The sequence below is a fragment of the Priestia megaterium genome (assembly GCF_023824195.1).
Lineage (GTDB): Bacteria > Bacillota > Bacilli > Bacillales > Bacillaceae_H > Priestia > Priestia megaterium_D.
Window position 1 is genome coordinate 1,785,810 of the sequence record NZ_CP085442.1, and the last position, 16,184, is coordinate 1,801,993.

Consider the following 16,184-nt stretch of genomic DNA (forward strand, 5'->3'; position numbering starts at 1 on the left):
AAAACTCCTCCTTTAATTATAAAATATTTATATAGAAGCATCGATTTTAATAAAAATCGATTTAGGTGACCACTTTCTTATTATAGAAAGGGCTTCTTTTCCTTTTTCAGCACTTCGAGAGGCTACGATACGATGACATGCATGCCCTCTTTTGCTAATAATCCTGCTGTAGCTAGACCAATCTCCGATATCCCACCAGTAATAATACCTACTTTTCATTTGAACATACATTCCTCTTAGAAAGATAGTATGTAAAGCAAGAGCACGGAGAATGCCCCTAGAACAATATAAAAATAACCAGTTATCCGAAGGCATCCAATTTTGTAACTTTGAACGTACTTTACTAAACAGGGGCCACGATATGAACTAACCCAAAAAATACTAAACCAATCATTTAAATAACTCTTTACGTTGCTCACGCATCCACTGTGCAACCTGAACTTCCTCTTGTTTATGTGACTTTTCAAGCTCTGCAACAATCGATTTATAATCGGTCTCATTTCGGTTCTGACTCATTTTAGCTGCACCTTGAATAGATGTGATTTCAATTTCAAAGCCAACTATTCCCTTCATTTCACGCTTAAGCAACTCTGGGTCAAATGTATCCCAGGTCCGACCATCTTCTCGGTGAGACTCATAGTGTTTAAGCATAGTATCCAAAGACGATTTCAGCTCATCTCCAGAGATTATACGTACTGTTCCATAAGCATGGACAGCTAGATAGTCCCATGTAGGAACCTCTTCACCTTGATACCAACTAGAAGAAATGTAAGCGTGAGGTCCTTGAAAAATGAGTAACACATCGTTATTATTGTCTAAAGTTTTTTTCTGCATGTTTCCGTATGCAATGTGCCCAGTTGCATAGATTTTCCCTTCATCTTCCCGAATTTCCAAGGGGATATGCGTAGCCAAGGGACGATGTTCATTAACAGTAATCAATAAAGCAAACGAGTTAGACTTCATAATTTGAACTGCCTCATCATGATTCATACGATATTGCTTAGGAATGTACACCATAATCATCCTTTCAACTTATATTTAAGTTTTTTAATATAAACATTAAAAATAAATATTCGATAAAAAAATAATATTATACAAACTGACATAAAAAAAGGTACAATACCAAACAAATATACATGACAGAGGGGATGCAAATGAATAATACTATTTTTACGTTTGAAGATAATTATCCAAAATACAAACAAATCTATGAGAAATTTAAATTATTTATTGAACAAGGAGACATTTTGGCAAATGAGCAATTGCCCTCCGTTCGTCAACTTGCAGATTCCTTACAAGTAAGCCGAAATACAACTTTAATGGCATATGAACAACTGGTTGCTGAAGGGTATATTCGCGGGGAGGGACGAAAAGGTTATTTTGCAAATGAGTTAGAACCTCTAATGTTTCAGGAGTCATTAATCTCCCATGATAAAAAGCAAAAAGAGTCAAAGAAACCTCCAGTATTTAATTTTAGAGCAGATGCCGTTGATCAAACACATTTTCCACTGAAGATTTGGAGGCGAATTTCCAATCAAGTATTAACATTACAGGACAGCTTTAGATACGGAGAACCATTTGGAGAAGAATGCCTGCGCGAACAAATTTCCGCGTACTTGCTCCAATCTAGAGGAGTAAAAGCAGATGCAGATTCTATTATCATCGGTAGTAGTACCCAACAAATGCTTGTATATCTTGGACATATAATGAAAGATGAATTCCAGAGTATTATAGTTGAAGACCCTGGTTATGACGGTGCTAGAGAAGCTTTTCAATTTCATCGTTTTATGTTTGAAACTTTGCCCGTTTATGAAACAGGTGCTGATCTTTCACAACTAGAACAAATGAAATCACGATTAATATATGTAACCCCTTCCCATCAAAGTCCAATTGGAGTAAGCATGTCTATTCAACAACGGCAAATGCTTATTCATTGGGTTAATGAGATGCATGGATATATTATTGAAGATGATTATGATAGTGAATTTCGCTATACGCAAAAGCCATTTCCTGCTCTTGCCTCTATTGATTCTGCAAGAGTCATCTATCTAGGAAATTTTTCGAAGGCTTTTCTTCCAGGAATCCGTTTAAGTTATATGGTATTGCCTCAACCCATTTTAAATCATTACAAAAATAAATTTCTTCAATTCGAAAGTACCACTTCAATTCTTAGCCAACTCACAATGGCTAAATTTATGGAAGAGGGAGAATGGAGTCGTCATATCAAACGCATGCGTCTGGTTTATAAACGAAAAATGCAGCACTTAGTATCAGTATTAAAAAAAGAGTTTGATCAAAGTATATCCATTATTGGTGAACAGTCTGGTTTATATTTATTAGTGAAAGTACATCTGAATCACTCAGAAGAATGGCTAATCAGACAAGCTTCCCTTTATGGTGTTAGAGTGTATCCCATCTCACTTTACGTGATTAAAAACAATCCCGATAGACCAATTATTAAGCTTGGCTTTAGCAATCTTTCTCGCGATGAAATTACGAGAGGTGTGGAACTCTTAAAAAAGGCTTGGTCATAAAAATCCTATCATAATCCTTTTAGTACCTTGATACAGATGGTACATTTCCCATTAACGAAGAGTCTATTGCAAAACAGACCGCAGATGAATGTGGCGATCATATTGTAGTTAGAAATGCTACGTTTGAAGATTATATTAGACAATGAGAACATTGGAGTAAATATATAGATTATAAAGAGAAATATATATGCAAACTCTATAACATTAAGTAAATAGTAAATTACTTTATCTATAATACTTTTAACATTTACACATATTGTAGAAAAACGTTGTATTTGTCGTCACTAAGAGTAAAAGATAAAACTTTGATTTTTATAACAGAGTTTATTCATTTACTTCTCACTACAAAAGATGTTTATTTTTTATTTTTAATAAAAATTATATTATCAAATATATATTAACATCAAATAATTTTAAATTTTTTATCCGATTATTATAAATAAAACAATTTCTTAAAAGGTAAGTAGAAGATAGAGTAGCATATTACAAGAATTAAAAATGATTATTTTTAGAATGTGAATAAATGTTAAAATATTTATGAACATCTTTATTTTTTATCGAAATAGAACATAACTAGATAGAATATAGAGGAACAAAAGATGTTGCTCACTAAAATATCTTTTGTTCCTCATCATTAATTGTGGATAAAATTATTCCTCAATCTTAAACCATGGTCCTGAAGCTTGAATGACATTCCAAAGTTTTTCTGGAATCTCAATCTCATTGATTTCAGAAGCCTTAAGTGCTGTTTCAATTTCGCCTTCTTTTCCGTTTTGAACCTTTTCTACCCAGTCTGGATTCATAATTAATGTATGACCAATTGCTGCTAGAGAGAGTCCCTTATCTAATGCCATTCTAACATCATCTGCAGTGACCAGAGATCCAGCAGCTATAACAGGAACTCTGTCGTTTACGTGCTCACCAATTAATTCAAGATACGTTTTGTCATCTTGACTATCAACCGGTTTTGAAGAGAGGGCGTTAGCCAACGAAGCGTGTACATAATCAACATTCGTTTCAATGAGTCGATTAATTAATTCATAAGTATCCTTCATTCTTAAACCACCTGCTTGATGTTCATCAGGTGATATTCTGTATCCTAAAATAAACGGTTTAGTTGCATGCTTTTTAATAACATTTTTAATTTCCTGAACGACCGCAAGTGGGAAACGCAAGCGATTCTCTAGTGAACCTCCCCATTCATCCTCACGTCTATTGAAGAAAGGAGAGAAGAAGTTTTGAAGTAAAAACCCATGTGCACCATGAATTTCAACTCCATCAAAACCAGCTTCAATGGCTCTTCTTGTTGTTTCTCCAAAGGCATGAATTACTTCTAGTATTTCATCATGCGAAAGTTCTCTTGGTAATATTGAAGGAGCAAAGTCGGAAGCTTCAGTCTCTAAAGCACTAGAACTAACCACTTCACCATTTGGAGTTAAAGTCGGTAGTGCTTTGTTTCCTGCATGGAAAATCTGAAGTATTGCAGGAGCTCCACCACTTTTCGCAGCTTCTGCTAATTTACGTAAACTTGGAATAAATTTATCGTCATATCCTGCGAATTCATGCGTAAAACCTATACCGTTTGGCTGCACATGAGTACAACCAGTTATAACAAGTCCTACTCCATTGACTCTTCTTTTGTAATATTTCACTTCTTCATCTGAAATGGTGTAATCATCATTACTTGACCAAGTTGTCATCGGTGCCATAACAACTCTATTTTTAAGGGTAACTCCATTTTTAAATGTGAATGTTTCAAATAAGTTGTTACATTTTTCGTTCATGTTTTAACCTCTTTCTTAAGTATTTATTTATCTTATGTTGTAGTTTGTTTTATTTTATAAAAGCATAGCCACGTTTTCCTTTATTCTTCATCACCACCTTTCAAGATAATCGAACGTTCGTTCATTTTACATCTTAAAAAAAACAATCTTAAACATCTGACTAAACTTGACAACTGTTCTAATAAACGATCGTTCGATTATTTTCAAGTCGTTCATATTAAGAGGGAGCATTTTTTTAATAAACCTTTGTTATCACTGCTTTCTCCCTCTGTTTAAAAGTCGGATAGACTCTTAAGCTTTTATAGCATCCCAACTCATTTGAATAACTTTATTTAAATTAGCTTCATCTATAGTAGATGTTCCATTAAAATGTTCCTTAACAAATTGCATCACTGGTTGGAGAGTAAAAATAGCTAACAGGTTTGTATCAACTTGTTTGAACACATATTGTTTTTTTCCTTTCTCAAATAAACTATAGAGAGGCTCACACATGTCCGTGATTTCATCACGAGATATTTTGTTGAGAAGTGGTGAATTTTGAAACTGTTCTATAAATAAAAAGTAATCCTTATTAGCCAAAGTAAAATCAACAAATTTTCTTAAAGCGTCTTCAAATGCCTCTTGTAGCGGTAGGGAAGCATCAAAATTATTAAAAATTGCTTCAGTCATCATCTTCTTAACATTCAAATATAATTTGTTAAGTAGATCCTCCTTGTTTTCGAAATAAACATAAATCGTTGAAGCAGATACTTTAGCCTTCTTGGCAATCTTCGACATAGAAGTCTCAGCAAGACCAATTTCATTTATAAGTTGGATAGTTGCATTAAAAATATTTTCGTTTTTGTTTTCGTCTTTATGTCTCATGCGCCAATAATAAACGTTCGTTCGATTAATGTCAACTCGAAGAGTATAACGAGACTATCCGTTAATAACCTTATAAACCGGAGGAGTAAAAAAGAACACAGCTTAAAGTTAGTTGAGATTTCAATCTTTACGTAAATAAATGACAGAGCTCATTAGCCTTCAAGATGTCTAATCCTACTTGGTACTTCCTATCATTATTTAGGGTTATTTACGATATGGTTCAAACCCCAATTCTCTATTTGAAGAAGTATAGAATAAAGGCTCTTCCCGGTCTCTGATAGCGAATACTCTACCTTGGGTGGAATTTCAGGATACACTTGTCGATTAATTAGCCCATCGCTTTCGAGCTCACGTAGCTGGCGAGTAAGTGTACGCGGCGTAATATTGGCTAATTCCCTTCTTAATTCATTGAACCGCCTAACCTCATGAATCGCAAGCTGGTGCAAAATGACTAGCTTATACTTGCCTCCAACCATATTGACCGTAAATTCAACCGGGCATGGTGAGCATTGGGAGTTTTGTTTATCCACTCTATTTCCCTCCTTTTTAAGGTATCTTTTAGGATAGTATATATCTCCAATGTGCGTACTTACAACTTTGGTATTATACATCTACAATGTAACTATAATCGTTAAATTAATCTTAGTAAACGATTAAATTACTTTTAGTAAACGAAAGGATGATGAACAATGGAAACGAAGGATAAAGTGCTGGTTTATGGAGCTGGGGGCGTGCAAGGAGGTGCAGTCGCTCGCAAGCTTCTGAAAGAAGGATACACCGTTCATACCATCACAAGAAGTTCGGACAAGGCTGCTCAACTTCAAGAACAAGGCATTACTGCCTTTGTTGGCGATCTGTCAGATGCAGAGAGTCTCACTTCAGCTCATGACGGAGTAAGCAAAGTGTTTCTGCTGTTGCCGGTGGACTATGACCTAGAGCATAATCGCCAATTCATCCGCAATACCGTCGATGCTGCTAAAGATGCAAATATTAAGCTTCTCGTTGTTAATACCAGCAGTTTCGTTCCGGATGACGCTACAAGTGTAGCTGGCTTTGAGATTAAGAGAGAATTAATTACTTATGTGAAGCAAAGTGGCATTCCGTCCATCATCCTTCAACCTACATTTTATATGGGAAATTTCCTCATTCCTGGTGTTTTAGGCAATCAAACACTGGCTTATCCTGTACCAGCTGATTCTGCAATCGCTTGGATTAGCATGGAAGACGTAGCTGCTTATGGAGTATATGCGCTTAACCATCCAGAGCTGGCAGGACAGACATTGCCTATCGTAGGACCTGAGGCGCTGACAGGAAATCAACTGGCTGAACAATTCAGTGCTGCATTGGATCGAGAGATACAGTTTTACTCTCTCCCAGTGGAAGCGTTCGAAGAATCGTTAGCTCCAGTATTAGGAAAGGAAACAGCAGGAGGCCTGGCCGACTCGTACAAATGGGTGGGATTAAATACTGAATTACTGCCCAAGCCTGATCAAGTCACTAACGAGATGCGAGCTGCTGTACCCGGCACCCCATTCGCAGAGTGGGTGAAACAAGCTATTCAGCAAGGATTTTTCGCACCCGTCACTGAGTAAACGGTAATAGGTAATTCATGAAAAGAACCTTCAAAGTGTAGAACTAGCAACTGGACGACGAAACATAATTTTCAAAAAATAGTAATGAGACAATTCATGTTTGAGGGGGCATAGAACAAGGCACTTGATAATAGTGTTTAAGCAAGTATTGTTGGATAGTCGTAGGTTAAGAAAATTGTAACTCATAAATAATAGTGAAAATGATATTCTTCAACCACTGATTATATTTTCACTTTTGTACTTTTTCGAACATAACTTTTTGCGTAAATACGATATATTTGAGCGTGAAAATAGTAAATCAATTTAAAAATGATAGGAGGATTTTAGTATGAAAACAGAAGTGAAAACCGCGAGCGAGTTGGCCCGATCGACACCTCCCTCACCGTTGCAGGTTGCTTTCCGTGAACTGGAGTTCTTCGACGTCGGCGACCCTGCAAGGGTAGAGGATGTGTTTTCTCCGGATCTGATCGACCATAACCCCGCCAATCCCGAGAAACCGGGTATCGAAGGTATGCGAGCATTGATTGAGGGCTTGCGCGCCGGGTTCACCAATTCGGTGCACCGAATCCTTTTTTACCGTGAGCTTCCCGATGACTGGGTGCTCGTTCATTGGGAGATGACCGCAACCCACACAGGAGAATTCTTGGGGGTCCCCGCGACCGGCAAACCTGTGGCTCTGAAGGGTATTGACATCTTCCACATCGTTGGTGGCAAGGTCGCCGAGATTTATCACGTCGAAGAAATGCTCAAGTTGGCCCAGCAACTCGGCGTACAGTCGGCCTAAGACCGAGATCCACTAGGACGAAGCCAGGTGCAAGGCCCTAATCGGCAAGCGTCGCTCGCCCCGGCGCTTGCCGACAGATGTCAAAGATAGGAATTTGCTTTTTTCCCTGAATTCTTTCCCCAACAATAGAATCGGCAGAAGAATTTGCTTGTTTGCCCTGAACTAAAATGATGACTCCAATTATGGATACAATTGCGCCAATCCAGCCTTTAGTTTTGATATTCTCTCTAAGTAAAAACGGGGTAAAAAGTAAGATAATAATAGGAATACCAGCAGAAATCATTCCAGCTTGTGAGGCACTAACGGATTTTAATCCAAGGTAGTTTAATGTGGAAAAAGCAAATACGCCTAGAAAACCTAATACTAAAAATTCTTTCCACTTAGATAGTATAGGGAGGTTCTTTTTATTGAAAGCTAATAAGCCCCAAAGTATTAGAGTAGAAATTGCCCAACGTATTGTATTAAGCAAGGTAGCCGGTAAAGCGGGAGCTAAAAAGCGACCACAAATATAATTGCCTGCCCAAAGAAGTGTATCTACTACTAATAGTAAAATTCCTTTTTTCATTGCTTTAATCCTTTCCTATGTATCTTTTTGTTTTCATGCTTATGGAGAATAATGTTCTTAATGAAATGGATCGAGTCGATCCAAATTTACGTGATGAAATGTTGGCTGAATTATTTTTGGAACAAATCGTGAAGGATTTCAAAAAAAGTAAGATCCTTGAGAAAATTGATCATTCCTTAAAAAAGAAAGATAAAAAAGCTTTTTTGCTTTTAACAGAGGAACTTAAACCTTTATCTTGATAAAAACATTATATATTATATAATAGAAGAAACTCGTCAAAAAAAGCCTTTGCTCCTCATGAGCAAAGGCTTTTTTTAATGATAAAGAGTTTATTGTGTCCCAGATAAGTAGTTAGTTATTCAAATATTGGATAGCTGACAATAGTTTTTAACTATTTTTCTATTTAAAATTTAAACGGTAAAATTTAAATATTCTTAATTAAGAATTTTTTGTGAACTTCATCCATAAATGTTAGCGCTATCTTTTGTGGATTCTTTATTAATTATTTTTTAGGAGGCCTATTTAGTGAAAAAAAAACAAGGCAAAGCACGTTGGTTGATTCTCCTGGTAATTTGTTTTATGTATTTGATTACTTTTATGGATAGAACAAATATTTCAATAGCTGCTCCATACATTTCAAAGGAGTTTGAATTCAATCAAGTCACCATGGGTTTTATATTTAGTGCATTTACATGGGCATATGCTATTGGACAAGTGCCCGGCGGCTGGCTTGGAGATAAATTTGGCCCTAGAAATATCCTCACCATAATAGTCTCTTTTTGGTCCCTAATGACCATGGTAACTGCTCATGCTGTAGGTTACTATTCCTTTTTAATTATTCGTTTTTTATTTGGCTTAGGAGAGGCCGGAGCTTTTCCTACTGCTACAAGAGCTATGCAGCTATGGTTTGCTAAGGAAGAACGAGGATTTGTTCAAGGGCTTACACATGCATTTAGCCGTTTAGGTGCTGCCATTGTTCCTCCTCTTGCAGTTAGTATCATTGCATTGTGGGGGTGGAGATCTTTATTTTATATATTTGGTGCTGCAGGTATTATCTGGGCTATTCTTTTCTTTATTGTTTATAGAAATATTCCTGAAGAACATAAATGGGTCAAAAGAGAAGAATTGATATATATTCGAGGACTAGATGAAAAAGGTAATGTAAATAAACCAATCAACTTAAAAAACAATGCCAAAGTACCCTGGAAAGCTATTTTTTCATCTTCTAATATGTGGTTTCTTATGATTGTATGGTTCTGCTGGAATTACGCAAATTACTTTTTTATTACATGGCTACCGACTTATCTGCTTGAATATCGACATTTTTCAATTGTTAAGATGGGTTTTTTAGCATCATTACCTTTATTAGCTGGTATGGTGGGGGATCTTGTTGGTGGGTTTGTTAGTGACAAGGTCTTGAAGAAATCCAATAGTATAAAGTTAGCTCGTAAGATAGTGGCTATACCAGGGCTAGTTGGTGCAGCTATCTGTCTCATTCCTGCGGCTACAATTGAAAATCCACTTATGTCTGTATATTGCCTTTCAGCATCTGCTTTTTTCTTGGAGTGTGTAAATTCAACTACATGGGCAACAGCTATGGATGTGGGGGGAGAATACTCTGGAACCGTATCTGGAGTAATGAATATGGCCGGTAATATTGCAGGTGCACTATCTCCAATTATTTTTGGAATTCTGGTGCAAGGGGGTTCTTGGAATCTACCATTTTATATTTCAACAGGGATACTATTAGTTGGATCATTTATTTGGGCTTTTTTCCTTAACCCTAATAGATCTGTAGTTGAAAAGCTAAATTTGAAGGAAAAAATAACTTTAAAGGAACACGTAAAGTAATATCGTATAGTATAGGGGCGAGAATATCATGGATTTTCATTATAAACAACAAGATAAGAGTTCAATTAAAAATACACATCCTATATATGCTTATGTAGGATGCCGTACAACTAAGGAGCGTAACGCCAGGGGAAAAGGAATTAATGTGTATCGAATGAACCAAGTCACAGGGACCTGGACTCATTTACAACTGGTAGAAAATATTATTAATCCTACATTTCTCGCATTTGATCGTAATGAACAATTTCTGTATGTGGTTCACGGGGATTATAGTGAAGTAAGTTCATTCCATGTCGATAAGTTAACTGGAAGACTTACATTTATAAATCAACAATCAACTGAAGGAAGAAATCCTGTACACTTAGTTGTGGATCCTACCAACCAATTTTTAATTGTAGCAAATTATATGACAGGCACATTAGGTGTTCTTCCTATTAATTCCAATGGATCTTTAAATCCAGTTTGTGACTTAGTTAAGATGCCTGCTGCTCTTAAACATTCTACCGTCGATTTATTTTCCAAACAAGGTGTATCGCACCCTCATCACACACCATTCGATCGCGACGGGCGTTTTGTTATAGTACCTGACTTAGGATTAAATAAAATTTTTATTTTTACAATAGATACTTCTTTAGGAAAACTTATTTCTCATAATCCAGCTTTTGTAGAAACACCTATAGGATCAGGGCCTCGGCATATAGATTTTCATCCCACTTCCTCATATGCATACGTGGCAAACGAGCTTGATTCCACGATAGGCGTCTATCATTATGATTCAGAAAATGGGGAATTTAAACAAGCTCAAATAGTTGAAGCCCTAAAAGATGGGAATTCTGAAAATACTTTAGCTGAAATTGTTGTAGCGCCCTCTGGTAATTTTTTATATGTATCAAATCGTGGACAAGATAGTATAACTACGTTTTCTATTAATCAAAAGACTGGATTAATTTCATATGAGAACTCTGAATCAACATTAGGAAAGACTCCACGTTTCTTCACAATAGATCCAAACGGTAATTTTCTTTATGTCGCAAATGAAGATAGTGATACCATCATCACATTTAAAGTGGATAAAGAAACAGGAAAACTTACTAACACTGGAAAAATTATAGAAAGTGAAAGCCCGGTATGTATTGTTTTTTCTGGTAATCAAAATGAAAAAATTTAGAGGTAAGGAATTAGGTATTGGAGATATACTGCAGCGTATTGGGGCTTTAATAGCCATGATGACAATAATTCTTAACATCTTTATCGGAAATTTCACTATAGCTACTCTAATAATTATTACTTGTGAAGCTCTTATTGTGATTGGGTATTTTTTAAATAAGAAAAAAGTTAAGAAGTCATTACCAAGTAATAATTGTAAAAAATTATAAGTGGTAGACAATCTAAATAATAAGTTTATAACCCATAGAATAAATTTCTATGGGTTCTGTACGCAAAATAAGTCTGTCAGTAACATTAACTCCCTTAAATACTTAATTATAATAAATAACATAGGTTAATAAAATATTTAAATAAATTTGGTTACTTAACAATACTTATATTACAATATAAAAAGGAATGAGATAATAACATTATTATTACTTAATTATAAAATACTTCTATATTAAGGGAAGGATAAGGCATGGATTATAGAGATTGGGAAATAATAAAAGTCCTCTACCAACAAAAGAATATTACAAAGGCATCTCAGGTTTTGTTTATTTCTCAACCTGCTCTAACAAATAGGTTAAAACAAATAGAAGAAGAGCTTGGAGTTAAATTATTTAATCGAGGTAGATGGGGAGTCCAATTTACTCCTCAAGGTGATTACCTTGCGGGTTGCGCTGAAGAAGCTCTTAAATATTATCGACAGGTAAAAGAAAACTTAAGTAACATGAGTAATGACTATACAGGTACATTAAGACTAGGCGTTTCTAATTTTTTTACTAAGTATAAACTTCCATATATTTTAAAATTATTTCAAAAGCAGTATCCCCGTGTAGAATTCAAGGTAATGACTGGCTGGAGTAGTCAAGTGTTTAAGGCTATCTATAATCAGGATGTCCATATAGGATTTGTTAGGGGCGATTACAATTGGAAGGAACAAAAGCACTTACTATTTGAAGAAAACGTGTGCATAGCTTCTAAAAAAAAGCTCGATATAAATGATCTCCCTAATTTACCAAGAATTGATTACAAAACTGACTATGTACTAAAATCTCTAATGGATAATTGGTGGACAGAGAACTATTCGCAGGCTCCTCTAATCAGTATAGAGGTTGATCAGGTTGATACATGTAAAGAAATGGTGGTCAATGGCTTAGGTTACGGTATTTTGCCTAACCTGATACTTAATGGGATTGAAGGATTACATAAAATTAATTTGACAGACGCCAAAGGAAATCCTATCTTACGTCGAACATGGATGTATTATCATGAACAATCATTAGAGTTAAATTTAGTAAAAGCATTTGTTAATTTCATCAGGGACTTAGACTTAAACGATGATTAATAATTATTGAGAAGATAAAAACGATTTTAAGCTATTCGTCTGAATAGCTTAAAATCGTTTTTTATTTAACTTAGCTATTTTAAAATGAACTATAGTTATTTAAATAATTGATAGTTAGCCATAAAGTATAGATATTTTTTTAATGTCTTATCCTGTGATAGGATTTTTACATAAGCAAATGTTTATTTTTAATAAACTCCTTATACAAGCAGGATTAACAGTATTAAATACTTTCAAAGGGAGAGCAATAATATGGAAGAAACTAAATATCGAGTTGGACTTATTCACGCCACAATGAACTCCGTCCAACCAATACTTAAAGCATTTAGTGATTATGCACCTCATATTACATTAAAGAATTTTATGGATGAGAGTCTTATTTTTGAATTGAATGAGACAGGAATTGTCACAAAAGATATGAAAAGACGGTTATTAAATCTAATAGAAAAAGCCGTAAAAAGTGAAGTAGATGGGGTTCTGCTAACCTGCTCATCTTTTACTCCTGTTGTGGCAGAAATCAGCCACCTATTCGATGTACCTATCTTAAGCGCAGATTTAAGTATGTTAGAAAAAGCAGTTGATATGGGTAGTCAGATTGGTGTAATTGCTACAGTAGAAGCTGCAGGTCCAACTACAACTAGATTGCTAGAAGGAGTCGCTAAGGAAAGAGGCAAGAACGTTAGAATCGAAACTAAGGTCATTACGGAAGCCTTTCAAGCCCTCCAAAATGGAGATCGTCATAAACATGATGAACTGATTCAAAAAGAAATACTTATGTTGTCTGATGATTGCGATGTAATTATATTAGCTCAATTCTCTATGGCTCGAGCGTTAGAGACTTTAGGAACGGCTTCAAAACCCGTATTGACTAGTCCAGAAATCAGTGTTAAGGCAATCGTTGATAGAGTATCAAAAATAGAATTAACAAAGTAGGGCAAACAAATTCAGTTTGAATAAACAACAGTTAATATCAACATTTATAAATCTGAAAATTCAATCTTCGGAAGTGTGTGTTTCAAAAAAAGGAGGATTTTAAAGTGATCAGTACCGACTTAAAACATATAAGCTCCCTAATTGATGGAGAAGAAATCGTTCGTTCAGGCATGAAAACAATGGATGTTACTAGTCCTTTTGACGGAAAAGTAGTAGGAACAGTTAGTTTAGCTACTCGTGAAGATGCAGAAAGAGCTATTGAAACAGCATATCGAGTATTCCACAAAACAATGAAAGCCCTACCATCGTATCGACGTTCTGATATTCTTCGTAAAGTAGGAAAGTTGTTAGAAGAAAGAACAGAGGAATTTGCTCAAGTTTTAGCATTAGAGGCTGGAAAGCCTATTCGTGACGGTCGAGGGGAAGTTGGAAGAGCTGTACAAGTATTGCTCTTCGCAGCTGATGAGGCTAAGAAAATCGAAGGTGAAGTTGTTCCAATGGATGCTGCTATTGGTGGAGAAAATCGGATTGGTATGGTTCGTCGTAATCCTATCGGAGTTATTTCAGCTATCACACCTTTTAACTTCCCATTAAACCTAGCTTTACATAAATTAGCTCCAGCCTTTGCCGCAGGCAATACAGTAGTATTAAAACCAGCAGGGAAAACACCACTTTCTTCTTACATGCTTGTTAAATTATTTGAGGAAGCTGGGTTACCTAAAGGGGCTTTAAACTTAGTAATTGGAAATGGTTCAGAAATAGGGGACGTGTTAGTAACAGATCCTCGTATCAGTAAGGTTACTTTTACAGGAAGTCCATCTGTAGGGATTAACCTTCGTCAAAAAGCCGGATTGAAAAAAGTAACATTAGAGCTGGGATCAAACTCTCCAAATATTATCTTTAATGATGGTGATGTAAACGAGGCAGCAAAAGGATTGGTTCGTGGAGCTTTTGCATTCTCAGGCCAAGTTTGTATCTCGGCTCAACGAATTTATGTTCAGCGTGATGTGTATCAAAAATTCTTAGACCAGTACGTATCTTTAGTACAAGACTTAATTATTGGAGATCCAGTCGAAGAAAGAACGGATATTGGTCCAATGATAACTGAAAAAGAAGCAATTCGAGCAGAAGAATGGATACGGGAAGCAAAAAAATCTGGTGCAAAGGTAGTCACTGGAGGAAATCGTGAGGGAACTTTACTAGAGCCTACGATTCTTGTAGATGTAACCCCTGAAATGAAGGTAGTGTGTCAGGAAACATTTGCTCCAATTGTTTCAGTTATTCCTTTTGATACTGAAGAAGAAGTTGTTGCTTTTGCTAATGATTCTGATTTTGGATTACAAGCAGGTGTATTTACTTCTGATATTAACCGTGCCATGCGTGTAGCTGACAGCCTAGAAACAGGAGGAGTTTGGATTAATGAGACTTCTACGTACCGTCAAGATAATTACCCTTATGGTGGCGTGAAATTAAGTGGAGTGGGAAAAGAAGGCGTGAAGTATGCAATTGAAGATATGACTGAAATTAAGTTTGTTGGAATTAAATTAACCTAAGGAGGAAGGAACATGACAATTTCTTATTTTCGTACAGCTGAAACATTAGTTACTGGATCTGGGTCTATTTCAAAAATAGGAGAAGAAGCTAAAAAGTTAAATGCAACAAAAGTAATTATTATTACAGATAAAGTCATTCGTCAGACGGGACTATTATCGAAAGTAATAAATCCTTTAGAAGAGGCTGGTTTGGCAACAGATATTATTGATGATGTAGTACCAGAGCCTCCTTTTGAGAATTTAGAACAAATGATTACTCAAATTGAAGGCAAAGGCTATGATCTTCTAGTTGGTGTAGGGGGAGGAAGTGCACTTGACATTGCCAAGGTCCTTTCTATCATGCTAACAAACAATGAAGATGTAAGAGATTTAGTCGGCATTGAGAAAGTGAAAAACCCAGGAGTGCCTACTATCTTAGTACCTACTACCTCTGGAACAGGTTCCGAGGTTACCTACAATGCTATTTTCACTGATATTCGTGACAAAGTTAAAAAGGGAATTGTAAGTCCATATTTACTTCCTAAAGTAGCGATTGTAGATCCAGAATTGACGTTAACCGTTCCCCCTTCAGTTACGGCAGCAACTGGAATGGATGCCCTTGTTCATGCGGTTGAATCCTACACAGCTATCCGTGCTGGCGAACTAACGGATGGAATTGCTTTACAAGCTATTAAGTTAATTTCTGGTTCGATACGTAAGGCTGTATACAATGGCAAAGATCTCAAAGCACGCGAGGATATGGCAATGGGAAGTCTACTGGCTGGTATTTCTCTTGGCAACGCTGGAGTAGGTGCAGTACATGCTTTAGCTTATCCACTTGGCGGTAAGTTTAAGGTCCCTCACGGCGTAGCAAACTCTCTTTTACTTCCATTTGTAATGAAATACAATGCCGTTGCAGATTTGGAGAAATTTGCAGAAGTAGCTAAAGCAATGGGAGAAAATGTAGATGGTCTTTCATTACGTGAGGCTGCAGATCGTGCTGTTCAAGCATTGGCACAGTTATCTAAAGATGTAGGTATTCCATCAAGCCTGAAGGAGGTGGGGGTCACAGCATCAGATATTTCAGATCTTGCAGAAGAGGCAAGCAAAATTGATCGTCTGCTTAATAATAATCCGCGATGGTTAACGGTAAAAGAGATTAAGAAGATTTATGAAGAAGCATATGGTTCAGTAGAGGTTCCAGCCTTAGCCACAACATAATTGAAAAGTATAGGTAAAATTTTTGTT

Annotated in this window: 17 protein-coding genes; 11 read left to right on the forward strand and 6 right to left on the reverse strand. The window is 36.1% G+C overall.

Features of this window, described 5'->3' with window-relative positions; genetic code table 11:
- Nucleotides 1-27: 27 nt before the first annotated feature.
- Both LIS78_RS09085 and LIS78_RS09090 read right to left on the reverse strand, forming a co-directional pair.
- Entirely contained in the window at nucleotides 28-219 is a 192-nt protein-coding gene (locus tag LIS78_RS09085; RefSeq protein ID WP_245210677.1) for a hypothetical protein, read from the reverse strand.
- 171 nt (nucleotides 220-390) lie between these two features.
- The gene (locus LIS78_RS09090; RefSeq protein ID WP_425334721.1) at nucleotides 391-1,017 is read right to left on the reverse strand and encodes an FMN-binding negative transcriptional regulator; all 627 of its coding nucleotides are present in this window, start codon (nucleotides 1,015-1,017) and stop codon (nucleotides 391-393) included.
- A 137-nt stretch (nucleotides 1,018-1,154) separates the two neighbouring features.
- On the opposite strand from LIS78_RS09090, the gene pdxR reads away from it, so the two are divergent.
- A complete protein-coding gene (gene pdxR / locus LIS78_RS09095; RefSeq protein WP_209151402.1) occupies nucleotides 1,155-2,534 on the forward strand; it encodes a MocR-like pyridoxine biosynthesis transcription factor PdxR in 1,380 nt (459 codons plus the stop codon).
- 650 nt (nucleotides 2,535-3,184) lie between these two features.
- Here pdxR and LIS78_RS09100 read toward each other — a convergent pair.
- From LIS78_RS09100 to LIS78_RS09110, 3 genes are all read right to left on the reverse strand, one after another.
- The gene (locus LIS78_RS09100) at nucleotides 3,185-4,318 is read right to left on the reverse strand and encodes an NADH-dependent flavin oxidoreductase (protein ID WP_252284998.1); all 1,134 of its coding nucleotides are present in this window, start codon (nucleotides 4,316-4,318) and stop codon (nucleotides 3,185-3,187) included.
- Nucleotides 4,319-4,609: 291 nt separating this feature from the next.
- Complete coding sequence (locus tag LIS78_RS09105) at nucleotides 4,610-5,182, reverse strand: TetR/AcrR family transcriptional regulator (protein WP_195780482.1); 573 nt, start codon at nucleotides 5,180-5,182, stop codon at nucleotides 4,610-4,612.
- A gap of 194 nt (nucleotides 5,183-5,376) precedes the next feature.
- Complete coding sequence (locus tag LIS78_RS09110; RefSeq protein ID WP_195780481.1) at nucleotides 5,377-5,712, reverse strand: winged helix-turn-helix transcriptional regulator; 336 nt, start codon at nucleotides 5,710-5,712, stop codon at nucleotides 5,377-5,379.
- Between the two features lie 159 nt (nucleotides 5,713-5,871).
- Here LIS78_RS09110 and LIS78_RS09115 point away from each other — a divergent pair, with 159 nt between their 5' ends.
- Nucleotides 5,872-6,774, forward strand: a complete 903-nt coding sequence (locus LIS78_RS09115; protein ID WP_252284999.1) for an SDR family oxidoreductase — start codon at nucleotides 5,872-5,874, stop codon at nucleotides 6,772-6,774.
- A 328-nt stretch (nucleotides 6,775-7,102) separates the two neighbouring features.
- Complete coding sequence (locus tag LIS78_RS09120) at nucleotides 7,103-7,558, forward strand: ester cyclase (RefSeq protein WP_209151406.1); 456 nt, start codon at nucleotides 7,103-7,105, stop codon at nucleotides 7,556-7,558.
- Nucleotides 7,559-7,595: 37 nt separating this feature from the next.
- On the opposite strand, the gene LIS78_RS09125 is transcribed toward LIS78_RS09120, so the two are convergent.
- Nucleotides 7,596-8,123 (reverse strand): DMT family transporter, encoded by a 528-nt coding sequence (locus LIS78_RS09125; protein WP_252285000.1) that lies wholly within the window; start codon nucleotides 8,121-8,123, stop codon nucleotides 7,596-7,598.
- Nucleotides 8,124-8,188: 65 nt separating this feature from the next.
- On the opposite strand from LIS78_RS09125, the gene LIS78_RS09130 reads away from it, so the two are divergent.
- The 8 genes from LIS78_RS09130 to LIS78_RS09165 all read left to right on the forward strand — a co-directional run bounded on the left by LIS78_RS09130 (nucleotide 8,189) and on the right by LIS78_RS09165 (nucleotide 16,157).
- On the forward strand, nucleotides 8,189-8,362 hold the full coding sequence (locus LIS78_RS09130; protein WP_229754454.1) for an IDEAL domain-containing protein: 174 nt from the start codon (nucleotides 8,189-8,191) through the stop codon (nucleotides 8,360-8,362).
- 286 nt (nucleotides 8,363-8,648) lie between these two features.
- Nucleotides 8,649-9,974 (forward strand): MFS transporter, encoded by a 1,326-nt coding sequence (locus LIS78_RS09135; RefSeq protein WP_252285001.1) that lies wholly within the window; start codon nucleotides 8,649-8,651, stop codon nucleotides 9,972-9,974.
- Nucleotides 9,975-10,002: 28 nt separating this feature from the next.
- Complete coding sequence (locus LIS78_RS09140; protein WP_252285002.1) at nucleotides 10,003-11,142, forward strand: lactonase family protein; 1,140 nt, start codon at nucleotides 10,003-10,005, stop codon at nucleotides 11,140-11,142.
- Nucleotides 11,129-11,350 (forward strand): hypothetical protein, encoded by a 222-nt coding sequence (locus LIS78_RS09145; RefSeq protein WP_252285003.1) that lies wholly within the window; start codon nucleotides 11,129-11,131, stop codon nucleotides 11,348-11,350. The genes LIS78_RS09140 and LIS78_RS09145 overlap by 14 nt, the downstream gene beginning before the upstream one ends.
- A 251-nt stretch (nucleotides 11,351-11,601) precedes the next feature.
- Entirely contained in the window at nucleotides 11,602-12,471 is an 870-nt protein-coding gene (locus LIS78_RS09150; RefSeq protein WP_195780473.1) for a LysR family transcriptional regulator, read from the forward strand.
- A gap of 252 nt (nucleotides 12,472-12,723) precedes the next feature.
- On the forward strand, nucleotides 12,724-13,404 hold the full coding sequence (locus LIS78_RS09155) for an aspartate/glutamate racemase family protein (RefSeq protein ID WP_195780472.1): 681 nt from the start codon (nucleotides 12,724-12,726) through the stop codon (nucleotides 13,402-13,404).
- A 170-nt stretch (nucleotides 13,405-13,574) separates the two neighbouring features.
- The gene (locus tag LIS78_RS09160; protein ID WP_195783291.1) at nucleotides 13,575-14,957 is read left to right on the forward strand and encodes an aldehyde dehydrogenase family protein; all 1,383 of its coding nucleotides are present in this window, start codon (nucleotides 13,575-13,577) and stop codon (nucleotides 14,955-14,957) included.
- Nucleotides 14,958-14,969: 12 nt separating this feature from the next.
- On the forward strand, nucleotides 14,970-16,157 hold the full coding sequence (locus LIS78_RS09165; RefSeq protein WP_252285004.1) for an iron-containing alcohol dehydrogenase: 1,188 nt from the start codon (nucleotides 14,970-14,972) through the stop codon (nucleotides 16,155-16,157).
- Nucleotides 16,158-16,184: the final 27 nt, after the last annotated feature.